At 38.3% G+C, this 17,439-nt stretch carries 18 protein-coding genes and 1 tRNA gene; 8 read left to right on the top strand and 11 right to left on the bottom strand.

The window, feature by feature from the left end:
- Nucleotides 1–5: 5 nt before the first annotated feature.
- Both H9565_RS04060 and H9565_RS04065 read right to left on the bottom strand, forming a co-directional pair.
- Nucleotides 6–806 (bottom strand): DUF6503 family protein, encoded by an 801-nt coding sequence (locus H9565_RS04060; protein ID WP_246560273.1) that lies wholly within the window; start codon nt 804–806, stop codon nt 6–8.
- Between the two features lie 8 nt (nt 807–814).
- Nucleotides 815–1,462: a VOC family protein gene (locus tag H9565_RS04065; protein WP_215437818.1), complete on the bottom strand. Its 648-nt coding sequence runs from the start codon at nt 1,460–1,462 to the stop codon at nt 815–817.
- Nucleotides 1,463–1,598: 136 nt separating this feature from the next.
- Here H9565_RS04065 and H9565_RS04070 point away from each other — a divergent pair, with 136 nt between their 5' ends.
- The 5 genes from H9565_RS04070 to H9565_RS04090 all read left to right on the top strand — a co-directional run bounded on the left by H9565_RS04070 (nt 1,599) and on the right by H9565_RS04090 (nt 5,991).
- The gene (locus tag H9565_RS04070) at nt 1,599–2,345 is read left to right on the top strand and encodes an SDR family NAD(P)-dependent oxidoreductase (protein WP_215437820.1); all 747 of its coding nucleotides are present in this window, start codon (nt 1,599–1,601) and stop codon (nt 2,343–2,345) included.
- 95 nt (nt 2,346–2,440) lie between these two features.
- Nucleotides 2,441–2,743, top strand: a complete 303-nt coding sequence (locus H9565_RS04075) for a carboxymuconolactone decarboxylase family protein (RefSeq protein ID WP_215437822.1) — start codon at nt 2,441–2,443, stop codon at nt 2,741–2,743.
- Between the two features lie 2 nt (nt 2,744–2,745).
- Nucleotides 2,746–3,789, top strand: coding sequence for a flavin monoamine oxidase family protein (locus H9565_RS04080; protein ID WP_215437824.1), 1,044 nt, complete (start codon nt 2,746–2,748; stop codon nt 3,787–3,789).
- A 60-nt stretch (nt 3,790–3,849) separates the two neighbouring features.
- Nucleotides 3,850–4,731, top strand: a complete 882-nt coding sequence (locus H9565_RS04085) for an AraC family transcriptional regulator (protein ID WP_215437826.1) — start codon at nt 3,850–3,852, stop codon at nt 4,729–4,731.
- 189 nt (nt 4,732–4,920) lie between these two features.
- Entirely contained in the window at nt 4,921–5,991 is a 1,071-nt protein-coding gene (locus tag H9565_RS04090; RefSeq protein WP_215437828.1) for an N-acetylmuramoyl-L-alanine amidase family protein, read from the top strand.
- Here H9565_RS04090 and H9565_RS04095 read toward each other — a convergent pair.
- The 9 genes from H9565_RS04095 to H9565_RS04135 all read right to left on the bottom strand — a co-directional run bounded on the left by H9565_RS04095 (nt 5,988) and on the right by H9565_RS04135 (nt 13,708).
- Nucleotides 5,988–6,692: a TIGR04283 family arsenosugar biosynthesis glycosyltransferase gene (locus H9565_RS04095; RefSeq protein WP_215437830.1), complete on the bottom strand. Its 705-nt coding sequence runs from the start codon at nt 6,690–6,692 to the stop codon at nt 5,988–5,990. The genes H9565_RS04090 and H9565_RS04095 overlap by 4 nt on opposite strands.
- Nucleotides 6,679–7,425 (bottom strand): DUF547 domain-containing protein, encoded by a 747-nt coding sequence (locus H9565_RS04100; protein ID WP_246560275.1) that lies wholly within the window; start codon nt 7,423–7,425, stop codon nt 6,679–6,681. Before H9565_RS04100 ends, H9565_RS04095 begins: the two co-directional genes overlap by 14 nt.
- 115 nt (nt 7,426–7,540) lie before the next feature.
- A complete protein-coding gene (locus H9565_RS04105; RefSeq protein WP_215437836.1) occupies nt 7,541–8,356 on the bottom strand; it encodes a purine-nucleoside phosphorylase in 816 nt (271 codons plus the stop codon).
- Nucleotides 8,353–9,030, bottom strand: a complete 678-nt coding sequence (locus H9565_RS04110; RefSeq protein ID WP_246560280.1) for a TIGR04282 family arsenosugar biosynthesis glycosyltransferase — start codon at nt 9,028–9,030, stop codon at nt 8,353–8,355. The genes H9565_RS04105 and H9565_RS04110 overlap by 4 nt, the downstream gene beginning before the upstream one ends.
- Nucleotides 9,031–9,088: 58 nt before the next feature.
- The gene (locus tag H9565_RS04115; protein WP_215437839.1) at nt 9,089–9,586 is read right to left on the bottom strand and encodes a rhodanese-like domain-containing protein; all 498 of its coding nucleotides are present in this window, start codon (nt 9,584–9,586) and stop codon (nt 9,089–9,091) included.
- Nucleotides 9,587–9,667: 81 nt separating this feature from the next.
- Entirely contained in the window at nt 9,668–11,128 is a 1,461-nt protein-coding gene (locus H9565_RS04120) for a GIY-YIG nuclease family protein (protein ID WP_215437841.1), read from the bottom strand.
- A gap of 166 nt (nt 11,129–11,294) precedes the next feature.
- Nucleotides 11,295–12,599: an ADP-ribosylglycohydrolase family protein gene (locus tag H9565_RS04125; protein ID WP_215437843.1), complete on the bottom strand. Its 1,305-nt coding sequence runs from the start codon at nt 12,597–12,599 to the stop codon at nt 11,295–11,297.
- Nucleotides 12,596–13,570: a phosphotransferase gene (locus H9565_RS04130; RefSeq protein ID WP_215437844.1), complete on the bottom strand. Its 975-nt coding sequence runs from the start codon at nt 13,568–13,570 to the stop codon at nt 12,596–12,598. The genes H9565_RS04125 and H9565_RS04130 overlap by 4 nt, the downstream gene beginning before the upstream one ends.
- A 65-nt stretch (nt 13,571–13,635) precedes the next feature.
- Nucleotides 13,636–13,708: transfer RNA gene (locus H9565_RS04135), tRNA-Phe, on the bottom strand.
- 102 nt (nt 13,709–13,810) lie between these two features.
- Between H9565_RS04135 and H9565_RS04140 the strand changes: the two genes are divergently transcribed.
- From H9565_RS04140 to H9565_RS04150, 3 genes are all read left to right on the top strand, one after another.
- Nucleotides 13,811–14,539: a type III pantothenate kinase gene (locus H9565_RS04140; protein ID WP_215437846.1), complete on the top strand. Its 729-nt coding sequence runs from the start codon at nt 13,811–13,813 to the stop codon at nt 14,537–14,539.
- The gene (locus H9565_RS04145) at nt 14,539–15,825 is read left to right on the top strand and encodes a hypothetical protein (protein WP_215437848.1); all 1,287 of its coding nucleotides are present in this window, start codon (nt 14,539–14,541) and stop codon (nt 15,823–15,825) included. The genes H9565_RS04140 and H9565_RS04145 overlap by 1 nt, the downstream gene beginning before the upstream one ends.
- 240 nt (nt 15,826–16,065) lie before the next feature.
- On the top strand, nt 16,066–17,439 hold the full coding sequence (locus H9565_RS04150; RefSeq protein WP_246560284.1) for a hypothetical protein: 1,374 nt from the start codon (nt 16,066–16,068) through the stop codon (nt 17,437–17,439).

The following is a 17,439-nucleotide window of genomic DNA, read 5'->3' on the forward strand; positions in this document are numbered from 1 at the left end:
CTGTTTTATTGGGCTAAATTTACAACGTTCTCCGTTTCTATTTTTGAAAGTTCTTCTAATTTTCCTTTCTCATATAAAACAGGCAATTCGGTTAATGGGGTGCCAACAGCTGCTTTGTAGTTGATGTAGTCTTGAAATATGATACCATCTACTGTTCTACGATTATAGGCGCTTCTAAACCTGACACCACCACCGTTCGTTGCATATTTGTAGGCTAGGTAATCTACGGTTTTTGAATTTTTGTTGATCCAATACATAAAGACATCGTCATAATCTGTACCACCTCCCTTTTGGTCAAAAGTTACCTGAACGGCTTTGTAATCCTCGCCGTTAATTTTTATCTCCTCCTTGTAGGTTTTGTTTACCGCCTTATCACTTAATTTATGGGGAAGGGTGGCAAAATAAATCACTGAATTTAAAGCTTCTTTATACTTGTCATTGTCCTTTGGGGAAAGTGAAACCGGCTGGCCGTTTACGCTACGCACTAATTTCCCGTTTTCAAGAAAGTCTATGGTGTCTCCTACTGATGCGGTATAGGTGTATTTGTTGCCATCATTCTTAAAAGTGTATTCTTTATTCCGAAAGGTAAAGCCATAATGAGCTATGTTGTAGGCATTGCCCCCATGGGCAATTATTGCTTCTAGCACTAAAATCTTGGCCTCGTCAGGTTCTTCCCTTTGGGTAGAGGGGTCAGTGGAGTAACTGGTTTTTACAACAGATTCTTCTTTTTTTTCTTTTTGCTTGGACTTGCACGAAAAGAATCCCATTAAAACTGATGCAACAATAAGATAAGAGGTGATTTTCATATGCATTTTTAAATTTCTACTATTCCCTTTGGGCTTTGTATAATGGCTTTTAAACTCATGTTTTCATTGGGCTCGATCCGTAAATTTACATTTAAGGTTTTGAGCGTATTGCTGAGTAGGTCGGGGTTTGGGTGTGTACCATACAGTTCAATTAATTTACACCCCATATTGGGCAAAGCATCATGGGGGTGTGTTTCCGTTTGACTCCAATCTACCATAAACGGAATTAACTCAATTTCTGGTGTAGCAAGGGGTAAAATTAGTTGCCATTTTAATGACGTCCCGTTTGCTGTATTCCTACTTCCGGCTTTTATATGACCCATTTTGCTATGGTAATCTTTTAATGAACTGGCGTCTTTTTCAAGCTGATCGGATTTAATGGCCCAACGGGTAATTTGGTCCTTTGTAAGCATATCTACGCCCATCCATCTTGGAGGAGGTATACTTTTGTTGTTATCATCTGCAGCCAATAGTTCTAAATACGTACCATTGTCTAGATTGATCAAGGCATTTTTAGTGCCTTGGGTACTATGGTATCCTCCAAAAACAGCGGTAATACCTAGCTTATTTTTCAAGGTGGTGATTGCCGAATCCAAATCCCGTACAGTGTAGACAATGTGGTCCAGTGCCCTAGGTTTGTAAGTGTTTCCGCTCATGTGTATAAAGGTATTTTAAATAGGGAAAGTTAGGGCATATGTTTCCGAAAATTACCATGGATTCTCCGGAATATGCCGTTCTTGGCCAGAGAACCTAAATACCTTTGTTCCAAAGAAAAATCTAAAAATAGATACTATGAAAAGAGCATTAATAATTGGAGGTAGTAGCGGAATTGGGAAAGCAACGGCACAAAAGCTGTTAAGTGATGGCGTAGAGGTACACGTTGTTGGAACAAACCTGGAAAAACTTGCGGCTTTTAAAGAAGAAGCTACGGGAGATTTAACGACCCATAAGGTAGATATTACCAATGCAACCGAATTGGACAGTTTGAATGCGGAAATCAGCGGTTGGGATAATTTAGATTACCTAGTGAACGCTTCGGGTATTTTTGGACCAAAACCATTTTTGGATCACACTGTGGCAGACTACGATTCATATATGGATTTGAACAGAGGGTTCTATTTCATTACACAGAATGTAGCTAGAAAGATGGCGGCCACAGGTGGTGGGTCTATTGTAAATGTAGGCTCTATGTGGGCTAAGCAGGCAGTGAAAGCTACGCCTTCAACGGCATATTCTATGCAGAAAGCAGGATTACATTCCTTAACGCAACATTTAGCCATGGAGTTGGCAGATTCTAAGATCCGAGTGAATGCCGTTTCTCCGGCAGTGGTTCAAACTCCTGTTTATGACAGTGTTTTTGGAGGGCAGGAAGAAGCGCACGAAGCTTTGCAAGGTTTCCACGGTTTTCATCCAATTGGGCGATACGGAAAACCAGAAGATGTAGCCAATACCATCTCTTTTTTACTTTCTGATAAGGCTTCGTGGGTAACGGGAGCTATTTGGGACACGGATGGCGGTGTAATGTCCGGAAGAAACTAAGTTTATCAACCATTGATGGATGATAGAAGCAGTTTGTTGTCTCAAAGGAAACATATGAATTGCTTCATCTTCCTCCATTTAAAAAACGTAAAGTTATGTACGACATGAAGAATTTAGAGAAGTTAAAAGCTCTAGGGGAAGGATCGGAAAAGGCAATGAAAGCATTTTGGGCTTTTGATCAAGCGGCTCTGTCAGAAGGTGCTATACCAAAAAAGTATAAGGAGTTAATAGCAATTGCTGTAGCTTTGACAACGCAATGTCCATATTGTCTTGAAATACACAAAGATGCGGCAATAGCGGCAGGTGCTACGGAAGAAGAGTTGGCAGAAGTTACTATGGTTTCCGCGGCATTAAGAGCGGGAGCTGCAGTAGTGCACGGAACACATTTAATGAAGTAAGTTTGAAAGAGAATTTTTCTAAATATATCATAATAGGAGCAGGGCTCTCGGGTCTAACATCAGCTTATAAATTATTCGGCAAGGGGGTAAGTGATTTTAGAGTGTTAGAATCACGAGATTGTATTGGGGGCCGGATTTTAACCCAAAACGGGATTGATTTTGGTGCTACTTGGTTCCAGACACATCATGAAGCGGTAATTGAGCTTTTAAATGAGTTGGGTATAGAAAAGTACCATCAATATAATAAAGGGAAGAGCGTATTGGTCTATAGCACCATGGCACCCGAACATTATTTTGAGAATGATCCGAACACCCCAGCAGCCTATCGTATTAAGGGAAATTCGCAAGCTTTGATTCAGGCATTAGCTAAACCTGTATTAAACAAGATAACAACAGGTACTGATGTTTTAAGTATTCATGAAATAGAGGATGGAGTACGGGTAGAAACCAACAAAGGAGTATTTTATGGAGAGAAGGTTATTGTTACCATTCCGCCTAAAATAGCTACCCGTATTTCCTTTTCTCCTGAATTACCTGTTGAGGTTGGAGCTGTAATGGATAAGACCCATACCTGGATGAGCAATGCCATAAAAGTGGGGTTGACATTTAAAGAGCCATTTTGGCGAAACAAGAATTTTTCAGGAATGGTTATTGGTCAAGTGGGTGCCGTTACGGAATTGTACGATCACAATGATGCGGAGAACTCTCATTTTGCCCTAATGGGCTTTGTAAATGAAGGGCTAAGAGATACTTCCGAAGAAAATAGAAAACAACGGATTCTAGACTACTTATCTGAATACTTAGGGGCCGAAGTTTTGAATTACCTTACTTATAAAGAAAAAGATTGGTCTAAAGATAGACATACTTCTTGCGAGACTATAAAGTCTATTTATATGAGTCCGTCTTACGGGAACCCAGTTTTTGCCAAAGGCTATTTGAACGGAAAACTTTGGTTTTCAGGTGCGGAGACTTCCCTTGTTCACGGTGGCTATATGGATGGTGCCATTATTAGTGGAATTAACGCGGCACAAAAAATTATGGGGTAGTCGTTAGTGTTCTGTTTCTTTTGCGACCAAGGATTCGTAAACCACTACCAACCCCAATCAATGCAACGTTCGAAAACAAAAATTGAACAGTACCATCTGCATAAAATGCATCCGCGAAAGCTTCAATTTGAGTTGTACGATTTAAATGCGTATAGGAAAAAAAGTGGCGATTTGGCCGCTATACCCCATTCCCATAGCTATTATCAGATTATCTGGTTTTTTAATGAAGGAGGCACGCATGTGGTAGATTTTAAGCGGTATGCCATTAAAAAGAATACCCTGCTCTTTGTTACTAAGGACCAAGTACATGCATTTGATGAAAATGAAGAAGTTCAAGGTTGGCTTATTCATTTTAATGAAAGTTTTTTTAAGCATACAGATGTGGACATGTTTCTTAAATTCAACATATTCCATATGTTGGAAAAACCTTTCTATACTATTGAGGGCGATACCGTAACCCTGGCTTCAACCTATATTTCTCTTATTAAAACTGAATTAAAGGAGCGAAATCGTTTTGGTTACGAAGACAGTATCCGTTTTTTGCTGAAGGCTTTTTTGATACAGCTAGAACGTTTTCACCAAGAGGACGCTCAAAATCCCATACAGCTGAATAGTCTTTATGAACGGCAGTTTTTCGATTTTAAGGAGTTGGTGGAGGCTAATTTTAAAGAGGGACTTTCAGTGGTTGAATATGCCCGTATTTTAAATATTTCGTCCAAAACATTAGCTACCTTAACAAATGCGATAGTAGGGAGGTCGCCATCTCAAGTCATTGCCGAAAGAACTATATTGGAGGCTAAAAGACTGGTGCGGTTTACTACATTGCAGATTAATGAAATAGCGTTTCGTTTGGGGTTTGAGGATGCTTCTTATTTTGTAAAGTATTTCAAAAGGCACATAGGTCAGTCCCCTAAAAGTTATCGTCAAAGTCAACTTACCTAAAAAAAGAAGAAAAGGTGTACTGTTGAAGAAATGGTTAACTAAATTCTTTAAAGCCTTCTTGTTTTATCCCTTGGTTCTTTAATTTTGTAACGCATTCCAATAATTTTAGGCATTGTTTTTGATTTTTAGAGAAAGAACCACTTTCTTGGTGAAATAGATACATGTTGGTTTTTTGATACAGTTTGTTTAATGGTTTATAGTTTTTCTTCTCGCTTAAAAGTAGCGGTATTTCTGGTTATCGCGGGTTTTACAATGTCGTCTTTCGCTCAGGATACGATACAGACGGTTGTTGCCGAAAAAGGCGATGGTATACTTTCCTTATTAAGAAAACAAGGGGTAAACCCATACGATCATTATGATGATTTTATCTCAATGAATATTGAAAACCTTAGGGACAGTGTTCATTTGTATGCGGGTAGAACTTACAAAATACCTTCTGCGGACTTGGATACGGTTGATGTTGTAGATTCCATTCAAAGAAAGACTAAGGAAATTAAAAAGATAGAAGGTAAGGATTACGCCATCTTTGGTAAAGACCACGAAACGGTATTGCCTAAGACCGAGAAGTTGAAGGGAGCAGTCTATTATTTGGTTTCTGGCCATGGTGGGCCCGACCCTGGAGCAATGGCAACTTATGGTGGTAAATCTATTGCTGAAGATGAGTATGCGTATGACATAACGTTGCGTTTGGCCAAAGAACTATTGTCTCACGGAGCTACTGTCTATATTATTATTAGGGATGAAAACGATGGAATCAGGGATGAACGTGTTCTGGAAATAGATCATGATGAAGTGGCCTACCCTAATAAAACCATTCCTTTGAACCAGGTGGCCCGTTTAAAACAACGGGTAAATATCGTAAACGATTTATACAGACAAAATAGGGGTAAATACCAACGCCTTATAGTTACCCATATAGACAGCCGTAGCGTGGGGCAGAATATAGACGTGTTTTTCTACCATCATGAAAAGAGCAAGAACGGTAAAAAATTGGCGGAAAGTATCCATAAGACTTTTCAGAAAAAATATAAAAAATATCAGCCTAACCGCACTTATTCGGGAACTTTTCAAGACCGGACTTCTTTGTATTTAGTAAAGAAGACACACCCGGCAATGACTTTTATAGAGGTGGGGAACATTAGAAACAAGAAAGATCAGAGGCGTATATTGGATCCTGAAAACCGTCAGGCTTTGGCCAAATGGATAAGTGAAGGGATTCTTCTAGATCATGAGTTAGGGGAAATAGGCCCTATCCGCTAAATCGAAATTTTTCTTTTGTAATAGTCGTACAGTTGCTCTGGCCCGGCACCCAAGTAGTTTTTTAAATGCATCATTCCAAAATGATACTGTAGCCTGAGCGTGCCCCTTTCTTCGTATCTTCTTGCTGACGTCCTTACGTGGCGAGGCAAAATTTTAAAGAATGCACTTTTGTATAAGCGACCTATAAATTCATTGTCCTCATAGACTACATACGCCTCATTAAACCCACCCGAATTGGTGAAAAGGGATTTTGTAATAAATAAAGATTGGTCTCCCCCTCTACATAATTTATGGTTAACACGGGTAAACCAGGCAAAGAAGTTCAAAAATTTACTGTCACTGTCAAACTTCATTTGAAAACAACCCGTTTTGTAACCGTCCGCTATAGCATTTAGTATTGAAACATCAAAATCCTTTGGGGGGAACGTATCGGCGTGTAAAAAGTAAAGTATGTCCCCATAAGCGTGTTTGGCACCATAATTTAATTGTTTGGCCCTTCCTTTTGCGGAGGTTATAACTCTAGCGCCATTACGCTCTGCCAGGGCAACAGTAGGGTCCGTGCTTCCCCCGTCTACTATCAATATTTCTTTGATGTTGTTAGAGGAGCTATTTTCGGTTAGGTGATTGAGCATTTGGACAATGCCATGAGCTTCGTTCAATACCGGAATAATAATGCTTATTTGAAGTCTATTTTTTTTCATTCAAACTCCAATCGTAGGTAAGGTATTTTATGTTGGCTTTTTGGTCTATGTCTGTATGGCTATAGTTTTTGATATAGTCGATAAGGTTCCCGTTTTCGGTAAAATCTTTTTTGTACCACTTAAAGATGTTGGAAAGCTGTAGCTTTTCTTTTGAGATGATATTTCTTGTAGGGTCGTTTACAAAGTCTTTTGACGCCTGCTGAAGTTGGTTCTCAAGTTTTTGGGCTGTATAGGCCTCGGTAAGCAATTTTGGACATGAGAAAGAAGCGCAGTTAATGGCAAAGTGAATTCTGGGCTCATCCATTTTACGAAGTATTTTATGCTCAATATCGCCAAGAGAATAGCTTTCATCACCAATTTTCACCCATTCTTTTCCCCACGGGTCTTTTATGTCTTTTATACTTTTGGTAGGGTAGTTGTTCAGAATTAACTGTACCGTAGCGGCATTATAAAGGTTGATGTAATAAGCCAGCCCCTCTTCTTTGGCCCAATTTTCGGAAGGAACCGAATGCGCCAAATAATCTAGATAAGCGGTTAATGTGGCTTGGTCTGCCTTAAAAGCTTTATAGTCTACATTTCCCGTAAGATCTACATGTTTCTTTAAAAGGGTGTTCCAAGTGGAGTGGTCTAAAGTTTTGCTCTGTTCGTTACCGGAAAAATGGTGTTGAGGCATTTCTCTCCCTCCAAAAAAAGAAAAAAGTCCGGCAAAGGAGAAAATTGATAACACTGCCATTTTAGCCATTAGTTTAAATTGCATGCTTCTAAGGTTTCTCAATAAGTAGCTCCTAGATGCAAAAACTTACATATAGGAGCTTATTGGTTTCTTTTTTTCGACCTAGAAGTATAGTCTATAGGGTTTTTATCAGCTCCCTGAATAGCTTTACCATTTTGGGCTCTGCCGCTTCGGCCGTTTTAAGGATACGTTGTATGTCCGCGGGTTTAAGATTGTCCGGGTTGCACTCATCCGTAATAACAGAAACAGCAATAATGGGCAGGCTTAAATGGTTGGCAACAATAACTTCGGGCACTGTACTCATGCCCACGGCATCTGCGCCAATAATTTTAAGCATCCGGTATTCTGCCTTGGTCTCCAGTTGTGGTCCCACCACCGAAACATATACGCCCTTATGAAGTGTTATATCTTCTTTCTCTGCGATTTTAGTCAGGGTTTGGCGCATTGGTATGTCATAGGGCTCGGACATATCTGTAAAACGGTCACCAAACTTCCCAACACCTTTAAATGCCAAAGGAGATCCGCCTTGAAGGTTAATATGATCCTCAATAAGCATTAAGTCGCCTTCTTTATAGTCTAGATTGATGGCTCCTGCAGCATTGGAAATAAATAATTTTTTAATACCCAGTTGGTGCATAACACGAATGGGGTAGGTAATATCTAAAAAGTCATACCCTTCATACAAGTGAAATCGCCCTTGCATGACCACTGCCTTTTTCCCTTCCAGGGTACCGTAAATAAGCTTTCCGGAGTGAAATTCTACGGTGGCCAGGGGAAAGAAAGGAATATGGTTGTAATGCGCCTCAATAGGGTCTTCTATTTGATCGGCCAATTTACCAAGGCCGGTACCCAGTACAATACCAATTTCCGGATTGTCAAATCCTTTGCTCTGTAAATAAGCAACAGATTCGTTTAATTGTTTTTGTATCATGTTTTAATATGTTTTAAATAGGGCTTAAAGGCATTTATGTCTTTAATATCTTCATAAACGTCCACATCGTTACGTGCTTCTAAAATATGATATTTTTCGTTTTTAAGATTTTCCAAGGTGCTGGCTAAAACGGTTTCCTTGCCCCAATCTTTATTGGAGAAAAGCTCTGGTTTAAAGGAATTCATTCCTAGAAGGTAATAGCCGCCATCTTCGGCAGGCCCAACTACAAAATCGTTTTTCTTTAACTGGGAAAAAGCATTCTGTATATTATTTTGGTCAAGGTCGTACATATCGCTTCCTATGATGATAATACGTTCAAAGCCAGAAGCAAAACCATCTTGAAAGGCCTTGGCCATACGAGTGCCCAAATCATTGCCTTGCTGCAATCTTTTGTCAAATATACTAGGGCTCCAAATATCATCTGCCCAAATTTCTTCGGAATACCAAACTTGTTTTGCGGCATTTAAGTCTTTGGTAATGTTTACCGTGTGGTTCAGTAAAAACTTGTAAATGTCCAAAGCTGTTTCATTTCCGACCGTAGCTGCCAATCTAGTTTTACATTTGCCCAATTGCGGGTTTCGCGTAAAAATGAGCAGAAGGTTTTTTGATGCTATATTGGTATAGTTTACCGTAGCGGCGTCTTTTTGTTTTTCTTGGGGCGATATAATACTCAAATGCGAAAGGTTTTAATGGTTTGTAATGTGTTGTAATTTCTAGAACCCATTAGACGTTTTATTTGTCGTAAACTTTCTCTCCTGCATTTAGTAGTTTGCCCCAATGTTTGTTAAAGGCGTGGACATTTTCGGTGGGGTTTCCAATAGAATCATAAACCGGATAGCCTTTGTTTTTCCATTCAAAAATACCTCCATATAGATTTTTTACATTGGTATACCCCGCTTTTTTCAACTTTTCCCCAATATCTTCCGATCGTACCCCAATGGAACAGTAAACGACTATTTCCTTGTTTTTATTTTGCAGTTGTTGAGTAACGGAGTCCAACTGAAACGTATCATATCCCACCCAAATGGCCTCTTTTAAGTGGCTTACTTCGTATTCAGTCTTCTCTCGAGCATCAATAAAAATGGGGTTCGTGGCGTTTTCAAGTTGTTCAATGTGAATGTAGTCTACAGATCCTTTATTGAGCTTTTTTAGGGTTTTATCAATCTTGTTCTGTGAAAAGGAAGTTGAAACGACACAGAGAAATAGAAATGTGGTTAATGTTGATCTCATGGGTTATATCTGATAGAAACAAGTTTTAAATGAAATATATAGATTCAAACTTTTTTTTGGACTTAATTAAGCAATTTTTGTTTAGCTCAATGTTTGTTTGATGTGCTCAATATCTTCTTTACTTAGTTCAAACCATTCTCCTCTTAGTCTTTTATCTGAATAAGTTTGGTGAAGAGCCTTTTCAATACTTTCAGCAATTTTTCTAACTGGAAACTTCTTGCACTGAATCATTTCTATTGTCGGTTTCTCACTTTGTAAAGTTCTTTCTCTATATTCCGGCTTGTTAGAAATTCCAATTTTATAATATTTATTAGAAGTGTCGTGCATTAGATAAACATAACAAAATTCAATGGCTGTTTCTTTAATTGATTCCTCTTTTTTAAATTCAGTTGGTTGATAATTTGGTATTGTTTTTTGAACTAAATTTATGTAATCGTTTGCGAATTTTTTGATTACAATTCTAATGTTGTTTTTTGTTGAATAGAATGCATCTCCACTTTTATCGCCTCCTAATATTTCTCTTTTGTCACTAACGAGGGAAATTTTCCATTTCTTAAAATATGTACTTGCAAAGAGGTTGAGTTCAGATTTAGTTATTAATCCTTTATATTCTAAAATTTTTTCGTTTAATCTATTTTTTGAAAAAGTTGGGTTTACCAGCAACTCAAATTGAATTTGTTCTCCGTTTTCAAATAGGAAGTTGATTTTGTCAAATTGTTTAGGTCTTATTTGCTTTGAGTTAAAGTGAAATACAATATAATCATTATCGTCTAAATAATTGAAGGTGAAAAGAAAGTCAATTATCATGTTGTCTGATTTAGTTTTAACTCCTGGACTAATCTCTGAGCTAGAACTTACTCTATGCCATTTTACAATCTTCAATTCTGTAAAATCATCGGTAATCAAATTTGGCTTATTTATAAAACGTTGCTCAATTCTTTTTTCATCAGTGTCACGAATAACATACATTAATTCATTTCTGTTTAAATCAAGGATTTTGTTTGGGTCAATTTGATGAATGAACCCATTTTTTTTAGAATAATTTATATGTTTCTTGTATTTTGAGTCATTATATTCAAAAATTGGTTCTCCTTCTTTTACTAAAGAGCCATCGTCAACAAGCCATTTATTGAAAGAGTGTTTGAAACCTTGTTCTTTAAAAAAATCTTTGTGTTCAAAATTTTCTATTGAATTTTCGTTTTGGTATTCTCCTTTTTGGTGTAGTTTGTAAATATTATCTCCATTTTTTAACGAATCATCTTTTTCAGATGTCCATTCTAAAACCCCTGCTTTTTTTGCTCTTATTACAACAGTAGAAAATTGAAGAATACCTTTCTCGCCAATTCTTATTTTACAAATTGTCTCATCGATATTAACCCATTCTCCATCTGGAATGTCATATTCATAAAAGTAAAATTCTTCATTTCTATTTTCAGGAAAGTCATTTATATCAAATTCTCCGAGATTGTAATTGGAAACCTGTTTCTTCTTGTTTTCGGTTCGAATCGCTTTGATTTTTCTTTGTTTATTCTCTAAAGCCATTTCAATTGGCTTAAAAATGAAGTTAATAAGTCTAATCCAATATTTGATAAGCAGGTACCCAAGTATGCAGGCTAAAAATATTAATATGAAAGTCAAATTCTAATAATTGTTTGTTTAAGCATAAACAAATATAAGATTAATATAAGCTGAAATTGTTAAGTAAAGACTAAGGGTTCTGAAAGTCTATGTGCTTTTTCTCTACCATTTCAAGCGCCAAGGCCTCAAGGTCTATGCCCATATTTTCTTTGTTAACTTTAAGGGCTTGGGTACGTAGGGTTACCGGTAGGTTGGAGTAACCTTCTTTGGCGCCCAGAATCATCCCGGCTACTGCGGCAACGGTGTCATTGTCCCGGCCATAGTTCACTATAAATTGAAGGGTTTTTTCAAAATCGCCTTCGCCATATTGTAAAGCGGTAATCAAAATTTGCCAGATTTCTCCAGAGTGAAAGGGAATAGCCTTTTCATTTTCCTCCAAAAATTGATAGGCCAGTTCTTGGCGGGTCCATTCCTTTTGGAGCCCATTAAATCCCTCAGGTATTTTAAAGAGAATGCTGTCTTTTGCGGTTAAGGTATCGGCTAATACAAGTTGTTTTATGGCTAGGACTTTTTTTACGGAAGCATCTGCCATGTTATATGAAATACGGCCTACTAGTCTGCTATCTTGGTAGCCTAGCGGGTCTATAAAGGTGGCGGTGTTGATTATGGAATCCATATTGGTGGTCCGGAGTGCCATATGTGTCATTGCTGAAACCAAAGCGGATATGTCCTTGGCATACCCCAAGTCAAACAAAGTATGTTCATAGGCAAGATTGTAAGCATCTTCAGGATTATTGCTTATAAGCCCGAACATTGGAGTATACAGTTGCCCGGCACAAGACATTTCACCACCGTAAAAACGGTTCATGGCTTTTAGGTAGGCTTCGGTATCTTTTTGATAGGCCATGCTTACACGTGCCCATTCCTTGATCCAGTCTATTTTTTCAATCTGGGTATCCAAGAAATCGGTTTCCGGTACGGCACCATTGTCACTAATGGTCTTTGTAAGCGATGCATAATAGTCCGTTATAAAATTGGCAAAATTAGTAGCACTAAGGTTTTCTTTGTTTAGCGATAGGTACTTGACCATGGCATATTTCCAACGTGTATCGTCCGTTGTGGCGCCGGCAATTAAATTATGGTCCCACGTGCCTTCTGGTGATTGTTGTCGTACGGCGGGAGTGAGGGTCGTAATGTAGCCGTATTTAAGTTGAATGTCTTTTCGAGACCACATTTCGGTAGAAGCACCCATGGCATCGCCAATAGCAGATCCAACCAAAGCACCTAAAACTTTGTCGTAATAGGTTTTTTCTGAAAGGTCTAGAGTGTCCAAGATATAAGATTGGCCAATTGGAGCGGGGATTTCTAATGGAGATGTTTTTTCTTTGCAGCCAATGAATAAGACTGTTAGCGTCCAAAGTAGAAGTCTTTTCATGGAGACAAAATGAGTTTGCGTGCTTTTTTCAGAAGCTTGCCTTTTTCTTTTAAACTGCGTTCTAGGGGCAATTGTGCCAGCCCTATTAACCTTCTAATAATCTCTATACCGGCCACTTGGGACATTAACTCCAGATCGGCCTCTCCATCATAGGCGGCATGAATACGTTTTAGATAGCCCTTTTTGCCAGTGGCCATGATAATATGTGCGGACATGACACCTAAATCAAATTCGGGGAAACCTACAAAACCAAATTCCGGGTCTATAATGTACAGATTCTCAGATTCGGTCATCCAGCTTCCTGGATAATAATCGCCATGAAGAAGTGTGGTGCCGGGTGATAGATATTTCTTCCCCACCTTTTTTACAACCTTTTTTATTTTCTTGTCTTTCTTGTATTGAAGCGAAAGCTCTTGGAGTCCAGGTTGTATATCGTCCAATGGAAATCCGTTATCCTCTAAAAATGGAAGTTCAAAAATATGTTGATGGTTCAGTTGGCGCATTTCTAGGTTCTGTGGAAAATCACTGGATACCTTTTTTCTGTGAATGAGCCCTAGAATAAAAATAAGACGGTCTAACTGTCTGTTTGAGATAGCCTGTTTTTGGTAGATGTAGACCATATCCTCGCAATGACCTAAATCTTCAAGCAGTAATAAATGCTCGTTAGAATCAAAACCAATGATATTGGGTACGTGGGCATGAACGGCATTGTCCCTAACGGCTTGATAGAATTTTTTTTCTACAAAAATACGATCTAGAGGTGCTTTGATCTGTTGGTATTTCTGTACGTAGGGCCGTGATTGCTTTAAGATAAACGAACGTTGATCGGTTGTGATGCGCAGTACCACGTTCATGTTGCCGTCTCCGGGCTTTTCTACGGAAATGATTTTTTCTGAGGGGTCTAACCACTCTTTGGATAGTAGATAATTCTGTAGTTCCTCTAGAGGGGTGTTGGTATCTATTACAGTCAAAACAGTAGTTTTTTGCAAGATAAGTCCAAAAACAAAAAAATCCTTACCGAAGTAAGGATTTTTTGTGGTGCCTCCAGGAATCGAACCAGGGACACATGGATTTTCAGTCCATTGCTCTACCAACTGAGCTAAGGCACCATGCCCGTTTGCGGGGTGCAAATATAATTTCAAATTTGCGATATGCAAACAAATTTTGAAAAAAAGATGAATGTTAGGTAACATTTTTTGATCTTTGTATCTATGAACTTAGTAATAGATGCCGGTAATACTTGTGTGAAACTAGCCGTGTATGAGGGAGATACCCTTATATTTCGGCAAAATTCCGAGGTTGAAAATGTAGCTCGGGAACTAAAGGAAATTTGTGATCATTATCCTAAAATAAAACGCGGAATAATAGCTTCGGTTGGAAATTTGGACCGAAAAGTCATGTCGGTGCTTACCGTTTTTTGCGAAGTTCATGAACTAACACCGTCCAGTAAAACCCCTTTTAAGAATTCATACGCCACTCCACAATCCTTGGGTGTTGATCGTATAGCGCTGGCAACAGCGGCATTTTATCATAATCCAAAAGGGAACAGTCTGGTCATAGACGCCGGTACATGCGTTACCTATGACATGGTGAACGATTACGGAGAGTATTTGGGAGGGGCCATTTCCCCAGGGTTGCATATGAGATATAAGGCATTGCACGAACAAACTTCAAAATTGCCCCTATTGAAGCCAAAAGAATTTATAGATTACATAGGAAACTCTACCGAAACCAGTATTCACAGTGGTGTAGTAAACGGTATTTGCCAAGAAATAGACGGTGTAATAGACCAATACAAATCTCGTTTTGCAGATTTAACAGTTATTTTAACAGGCGGTGACATGCTATTTTTGTCTAAACGGTTAAAAAATACCATATTTGCGGACTCCAAATTTCTCCTTAAGGGATTAAATTATCTGTTGGAATACAACAAACGCTAATGATCAGAAAAATAGGTTTTGCCATAATTTGCCTTTTTACAACAGGCATGTACGCTCAAGATGGTTCGGTTTCCCCATATTCATATTTTGGTTTAGGAGAGTTAAGAAGCGGTTCTACCGTAGAAAACCAGATGATGGGTGGCATAGGTATGTATGCCGATAGTATTCATGTTAACCTTAGAAACCCTGCCGCGTATAGTAAATTGGGTATTCAAGGAAGGGATGATTTTGGTATAACCACTTATACTGCGGGGCTATCGTACAAACAGACTACTTTAAAAAGCTTTACCGAACAGCAGAGTACGGCGGTTACCAATTTAGATTACTTGTCTATTGGGTTAAGTATTAAAAAAGGCTTGGGAGTTGGTTTTGGTATCGTGCCTTATTCTTCGGTAGGTTATAATTTTGAAGATTTGGTCGGGGCAGAAGGGTCTCAAGAAATAAATCAGTACTCCGGTGATGGCGGTGTTAACAAGGCTTATGTATCCGTTGGTTATGAATTTGCAAAGGATTTCAGTTTTGGTGTAACCCTGAACTATAATTTTGGGAGAATAGAAACCCTTAAAGTGCAAAGCACGGAAGGTGTTTTGTTGGGTTCAAAAGATGAGCGGGTTTCTAGGATTAACGGTGTAGATTTGAATTATGCTCTTAGCTATACACCGGCAATGGATGATGAATACACCTTGTATACATCGGTACGCATAAATACACAGGCCAATCTTTCGGCCAGAAATACGCAGAGAATAGGTTCTTTTATTGGAAGCCCGTCCTCGGAAAGTTTCGTAAATGAAGTTGATCTGTACTCTCAAGGCTTAAAAGAAACTGGGGTAACCATACCTACCACAACTACATTGGGCTTGGGTTACGGAAAAAATATGCAATGGTTTTTGGGGCTGGAATATAGCTTTCAGAAGCTAACTGATTTTTCTAACGCCTTTTTGGAGATAGATAATTTAGTATATAAAGACGCCAGCACATTTGCATTGGGAGGTTTTTATACTCCGGAAAGAAATTCTTTTGGAAGCTATTTAAAAAGGGTTACTTACAGGGCTGGTGTACGTCTTGAGAAGACCGGAATGTATGTTAATGAAAAAGATATAAATGATTTTGGCATAACTTTTGGATTGGGTTTACCGTTGGGTAACAATCTTTCCAATCTTAACTTAGGTTTTGAATATGGAAAAAGAGGAACTACCGCAGCAGATCTAATTGAGGAGAGTTATTTTAAAGTCAACCTAGGATTGTCTTTAAACGATCAATGGTTTAGAAAGAGAAAGATAAACTAAGATTGTAAAATGCTTGAGATTTCGTTAGGGTTTATTGGGTTAATTAGAGAATGATTGGGTAAATTCGCAAAAAAAATCTCAAAATGGCATTTTCTAAATTTACTTTAGACCTCTTGGTGAAAAATTAGTACATTACCCCTCCAAAAATTAGAACATAAAAAATGAGCCATAATAACTCTGGGCACTAACCATGAATTTGACTGGCAATTTGTAATTTGAAAAACAAGTAAAAATTTAAAAATGAAAACAAAACTTTACTTCACGGCGATTATGCTTTTAGGGTTTATGGGAGTAAGTAATGCCCAGGCTCAAAATCAAGAATGTATGACCAACTTATCTATATATGTTGAGCATGCAAAGGTGAAAAATTATGAGGCGGCTTATACTCCTTGGAAAATGGTCTATGATAATTGCCCTGATATTAACCGTGCTAACTTTATTTACGGCGAGAAAATATTGGCCGATAAAATAGAAAAGTCATCTGGTGCTGAAAAAGATGGGTACGTAAAGGATATGTTGGCTTTGTACGATAACAGTGCCAAGTACTTTCCAGCAAAATACTCTCCAGGTGTAGTAGGTATTGATAAAGCTTTGTTTTTGTACGATAACAAAATGGCTTCTGACGATGAGTTGTACAAGTTGTTAGGGGAAGCTTTTGAGAAAGATCCTAAAAACTTTAAGAATCCAAAAGCCTTGTACTTGTACTTTTCAAGTTTGGTAGACTTGCACAAAGATGGTAAAAAAGACTTGCAAGAGGTTTTTGATGTTTACGATAACGTAAACGATAAAATAGAAGAAGAGAACAAAAAACTTACAGGTGTAATTACCAAGTTGCTTCCTAAAGATTCTACGGGAACTATTACTTCTAAAGAGAAAAGAAGCTTGAAAATTGCGACTACTAATTCGGAATCTTACGGTAAAATTGCCGGTAGTGTAGATTCTAAGCTTGGTGCTTTGGCAGATTGTGATAACCTTATTCCTTTATATGAAAAGAGTTTTGAAGAGAAAAAAGGAGATGTTACATGGGTAAAAAGAGCGGTAGGAAGAATGTTCAACAAAGAATGTACGGATGATCCTTTGTTTCAAAAGTTGTTTGAAGCTCAATTGGCTTTAGATCCATCGGCTAGTGCTTATGTATATGGTGGTACATTAAAAATGAAAAATGGAGATTCTAAAGGAGCCCTTGCGGATTTTGATAAGGCTATGACTTTGGAGACCGATCCTTATAAAAAATCTGATATCGCTTATAAAGTAGCGGTAATCAACAAAAGAAAAGGTAGCAAGTCTACAGCTAGAAAGTATGCTCAAATGGCTATCAATGCTAATAAAGCCAACGGTAAAGCATATTTGTTAATAGCTAGCCTTTACGCAACAAGTGCTAACGATTGTGGTAGTACTCCGTTTGAGAAAAGAGCTATTTACTGGAAGGCTGCGGATATGGCCCGTCAAGCTGGTCGTGTAGATCCAGCGGTAAAAGGAGCGGCTAATCAGTCTGCTGCTAGTTATGCTGCAAAAGCACCTTCTAAAACAGATATATTCAACTCTGGTATGGCCGGTAAAACCGTGTCTTTCAGTTGTTGGGTTGGTGGTAGCATAAAAGTACCGAACTTATAG

This window comes from Zobellia russellii (assembly GCF_018728565.1).
In the GTDB taxonomy this organism is placed as follows: Bacteria; Bacteroidota; Bacteroidia; order Flavobacteriales; family Flavobacteriaceae; genus Zobellia; species Zobellia russellii.

Bases quoted from the DNA above. Each gene is read 5' to 3' on its own strand.
- H9565_RS04070 (WP_215437820.1), top strand. From the start codon at position 1,599: ATGAAAAGAGCATTAATAATTGGAGGTAGTAGCGGAATTGGGAAAGCA.
- H9565_RS04060 (WP_246560273.1), bottom strand. From the start codon at position 806: ATGAAAATCACCTCTTATCTTATTGTTGCATCAGTTTTAATGGGATTC.
- H9565_RS04140 (WP_215437846.1), top strand. From the start codon at position 13,811: ATGAACTTAGTAATAGATGCCGGTAATACTTGTGTGAAACTAGCCGTG.
- H9565_RS04145 (WP_215437848.1), top strand. From the start codon at position 14,539: ATGATCAGAAAAATAGGTTTTGCCATAATTTGCCTTTTTACAACAGGC.
- H9565_RS04115 (WP_215437839.1), bottom strand. From the start codon at position 9,586: ATGAGATCAACATTAACCACATTTCTATTTCTCTGTGTCGTTTCAACT.
- H9565_RS04105 (WP_215437836.1), bottom strand. From the start codon at position 8,356: ATGATACAAAAACAATTAAACGAATCTGTTGCTTATTTACAGAGCAAA.
- H9565_RS04125 (WP_215437843.1), bottom strand. From the start codon at position 12,599: ATGAAAAGACTTCTACTTTGGACGCTAACAGTCTTATTCATTGGCTGC.
- H9565_RS04095 (WP_215437830.1), bottom strand. From the start codon at position 6,692: ATGAAAAAAAATAGACTTCAAATAAGCATTATTATTCCGGTATTGAAC.
- H9565_RS04090 (WP_215437828.1), top strand. From the start codon at position 4,921: ATGGTTTATAGTTTTTCTTCTCGCTTAAAAGTAGCGGTATTTCTGGTT.
- H9565_RS04075 (WP_215437822.1), top strand. From the start codon at position 2,441: ATGTACGACATGAAGAATTTAGAGAAGTTAAAAGCTCTAGGGGAAGGA.
- H9565_RS04085 (WP_215437826.1), top strand. From the start codon at position 3,850: ATGCAACGTTCGAAAACAAAAATTGAACAGTACCATCTGCATAAAATG.
- H9565_RS04100 (WP_246560275.1), bottom strand. From the start codon at position 7,425: ATGGCAGTGTTATCAATTTTCTCCTTTGCCGGACTTTTTTCTTTTTTT.
- H9565_RS04150 (WP_246560284.1), top strand. From the start codon at position 16,066: ATGAAAACAAAACTTTACTTCACGGCGATTATGCTTTTAGGGTTTATG.
- H9565_RS04120 (WP_215437841.1), bottom strand. From the start codon at position 11,128: ATGGCTTTAGAGAATAAACAAAGAAAAATCAAAGCGATTCGAACCGAA.
- H9565_RS04065 (WP_215437818.1), bottom strand. From the start codon at position 1,462: ATGAGCGGAAACACTTACAAACCTAGGGCACTGGACCACATTGTCTAC.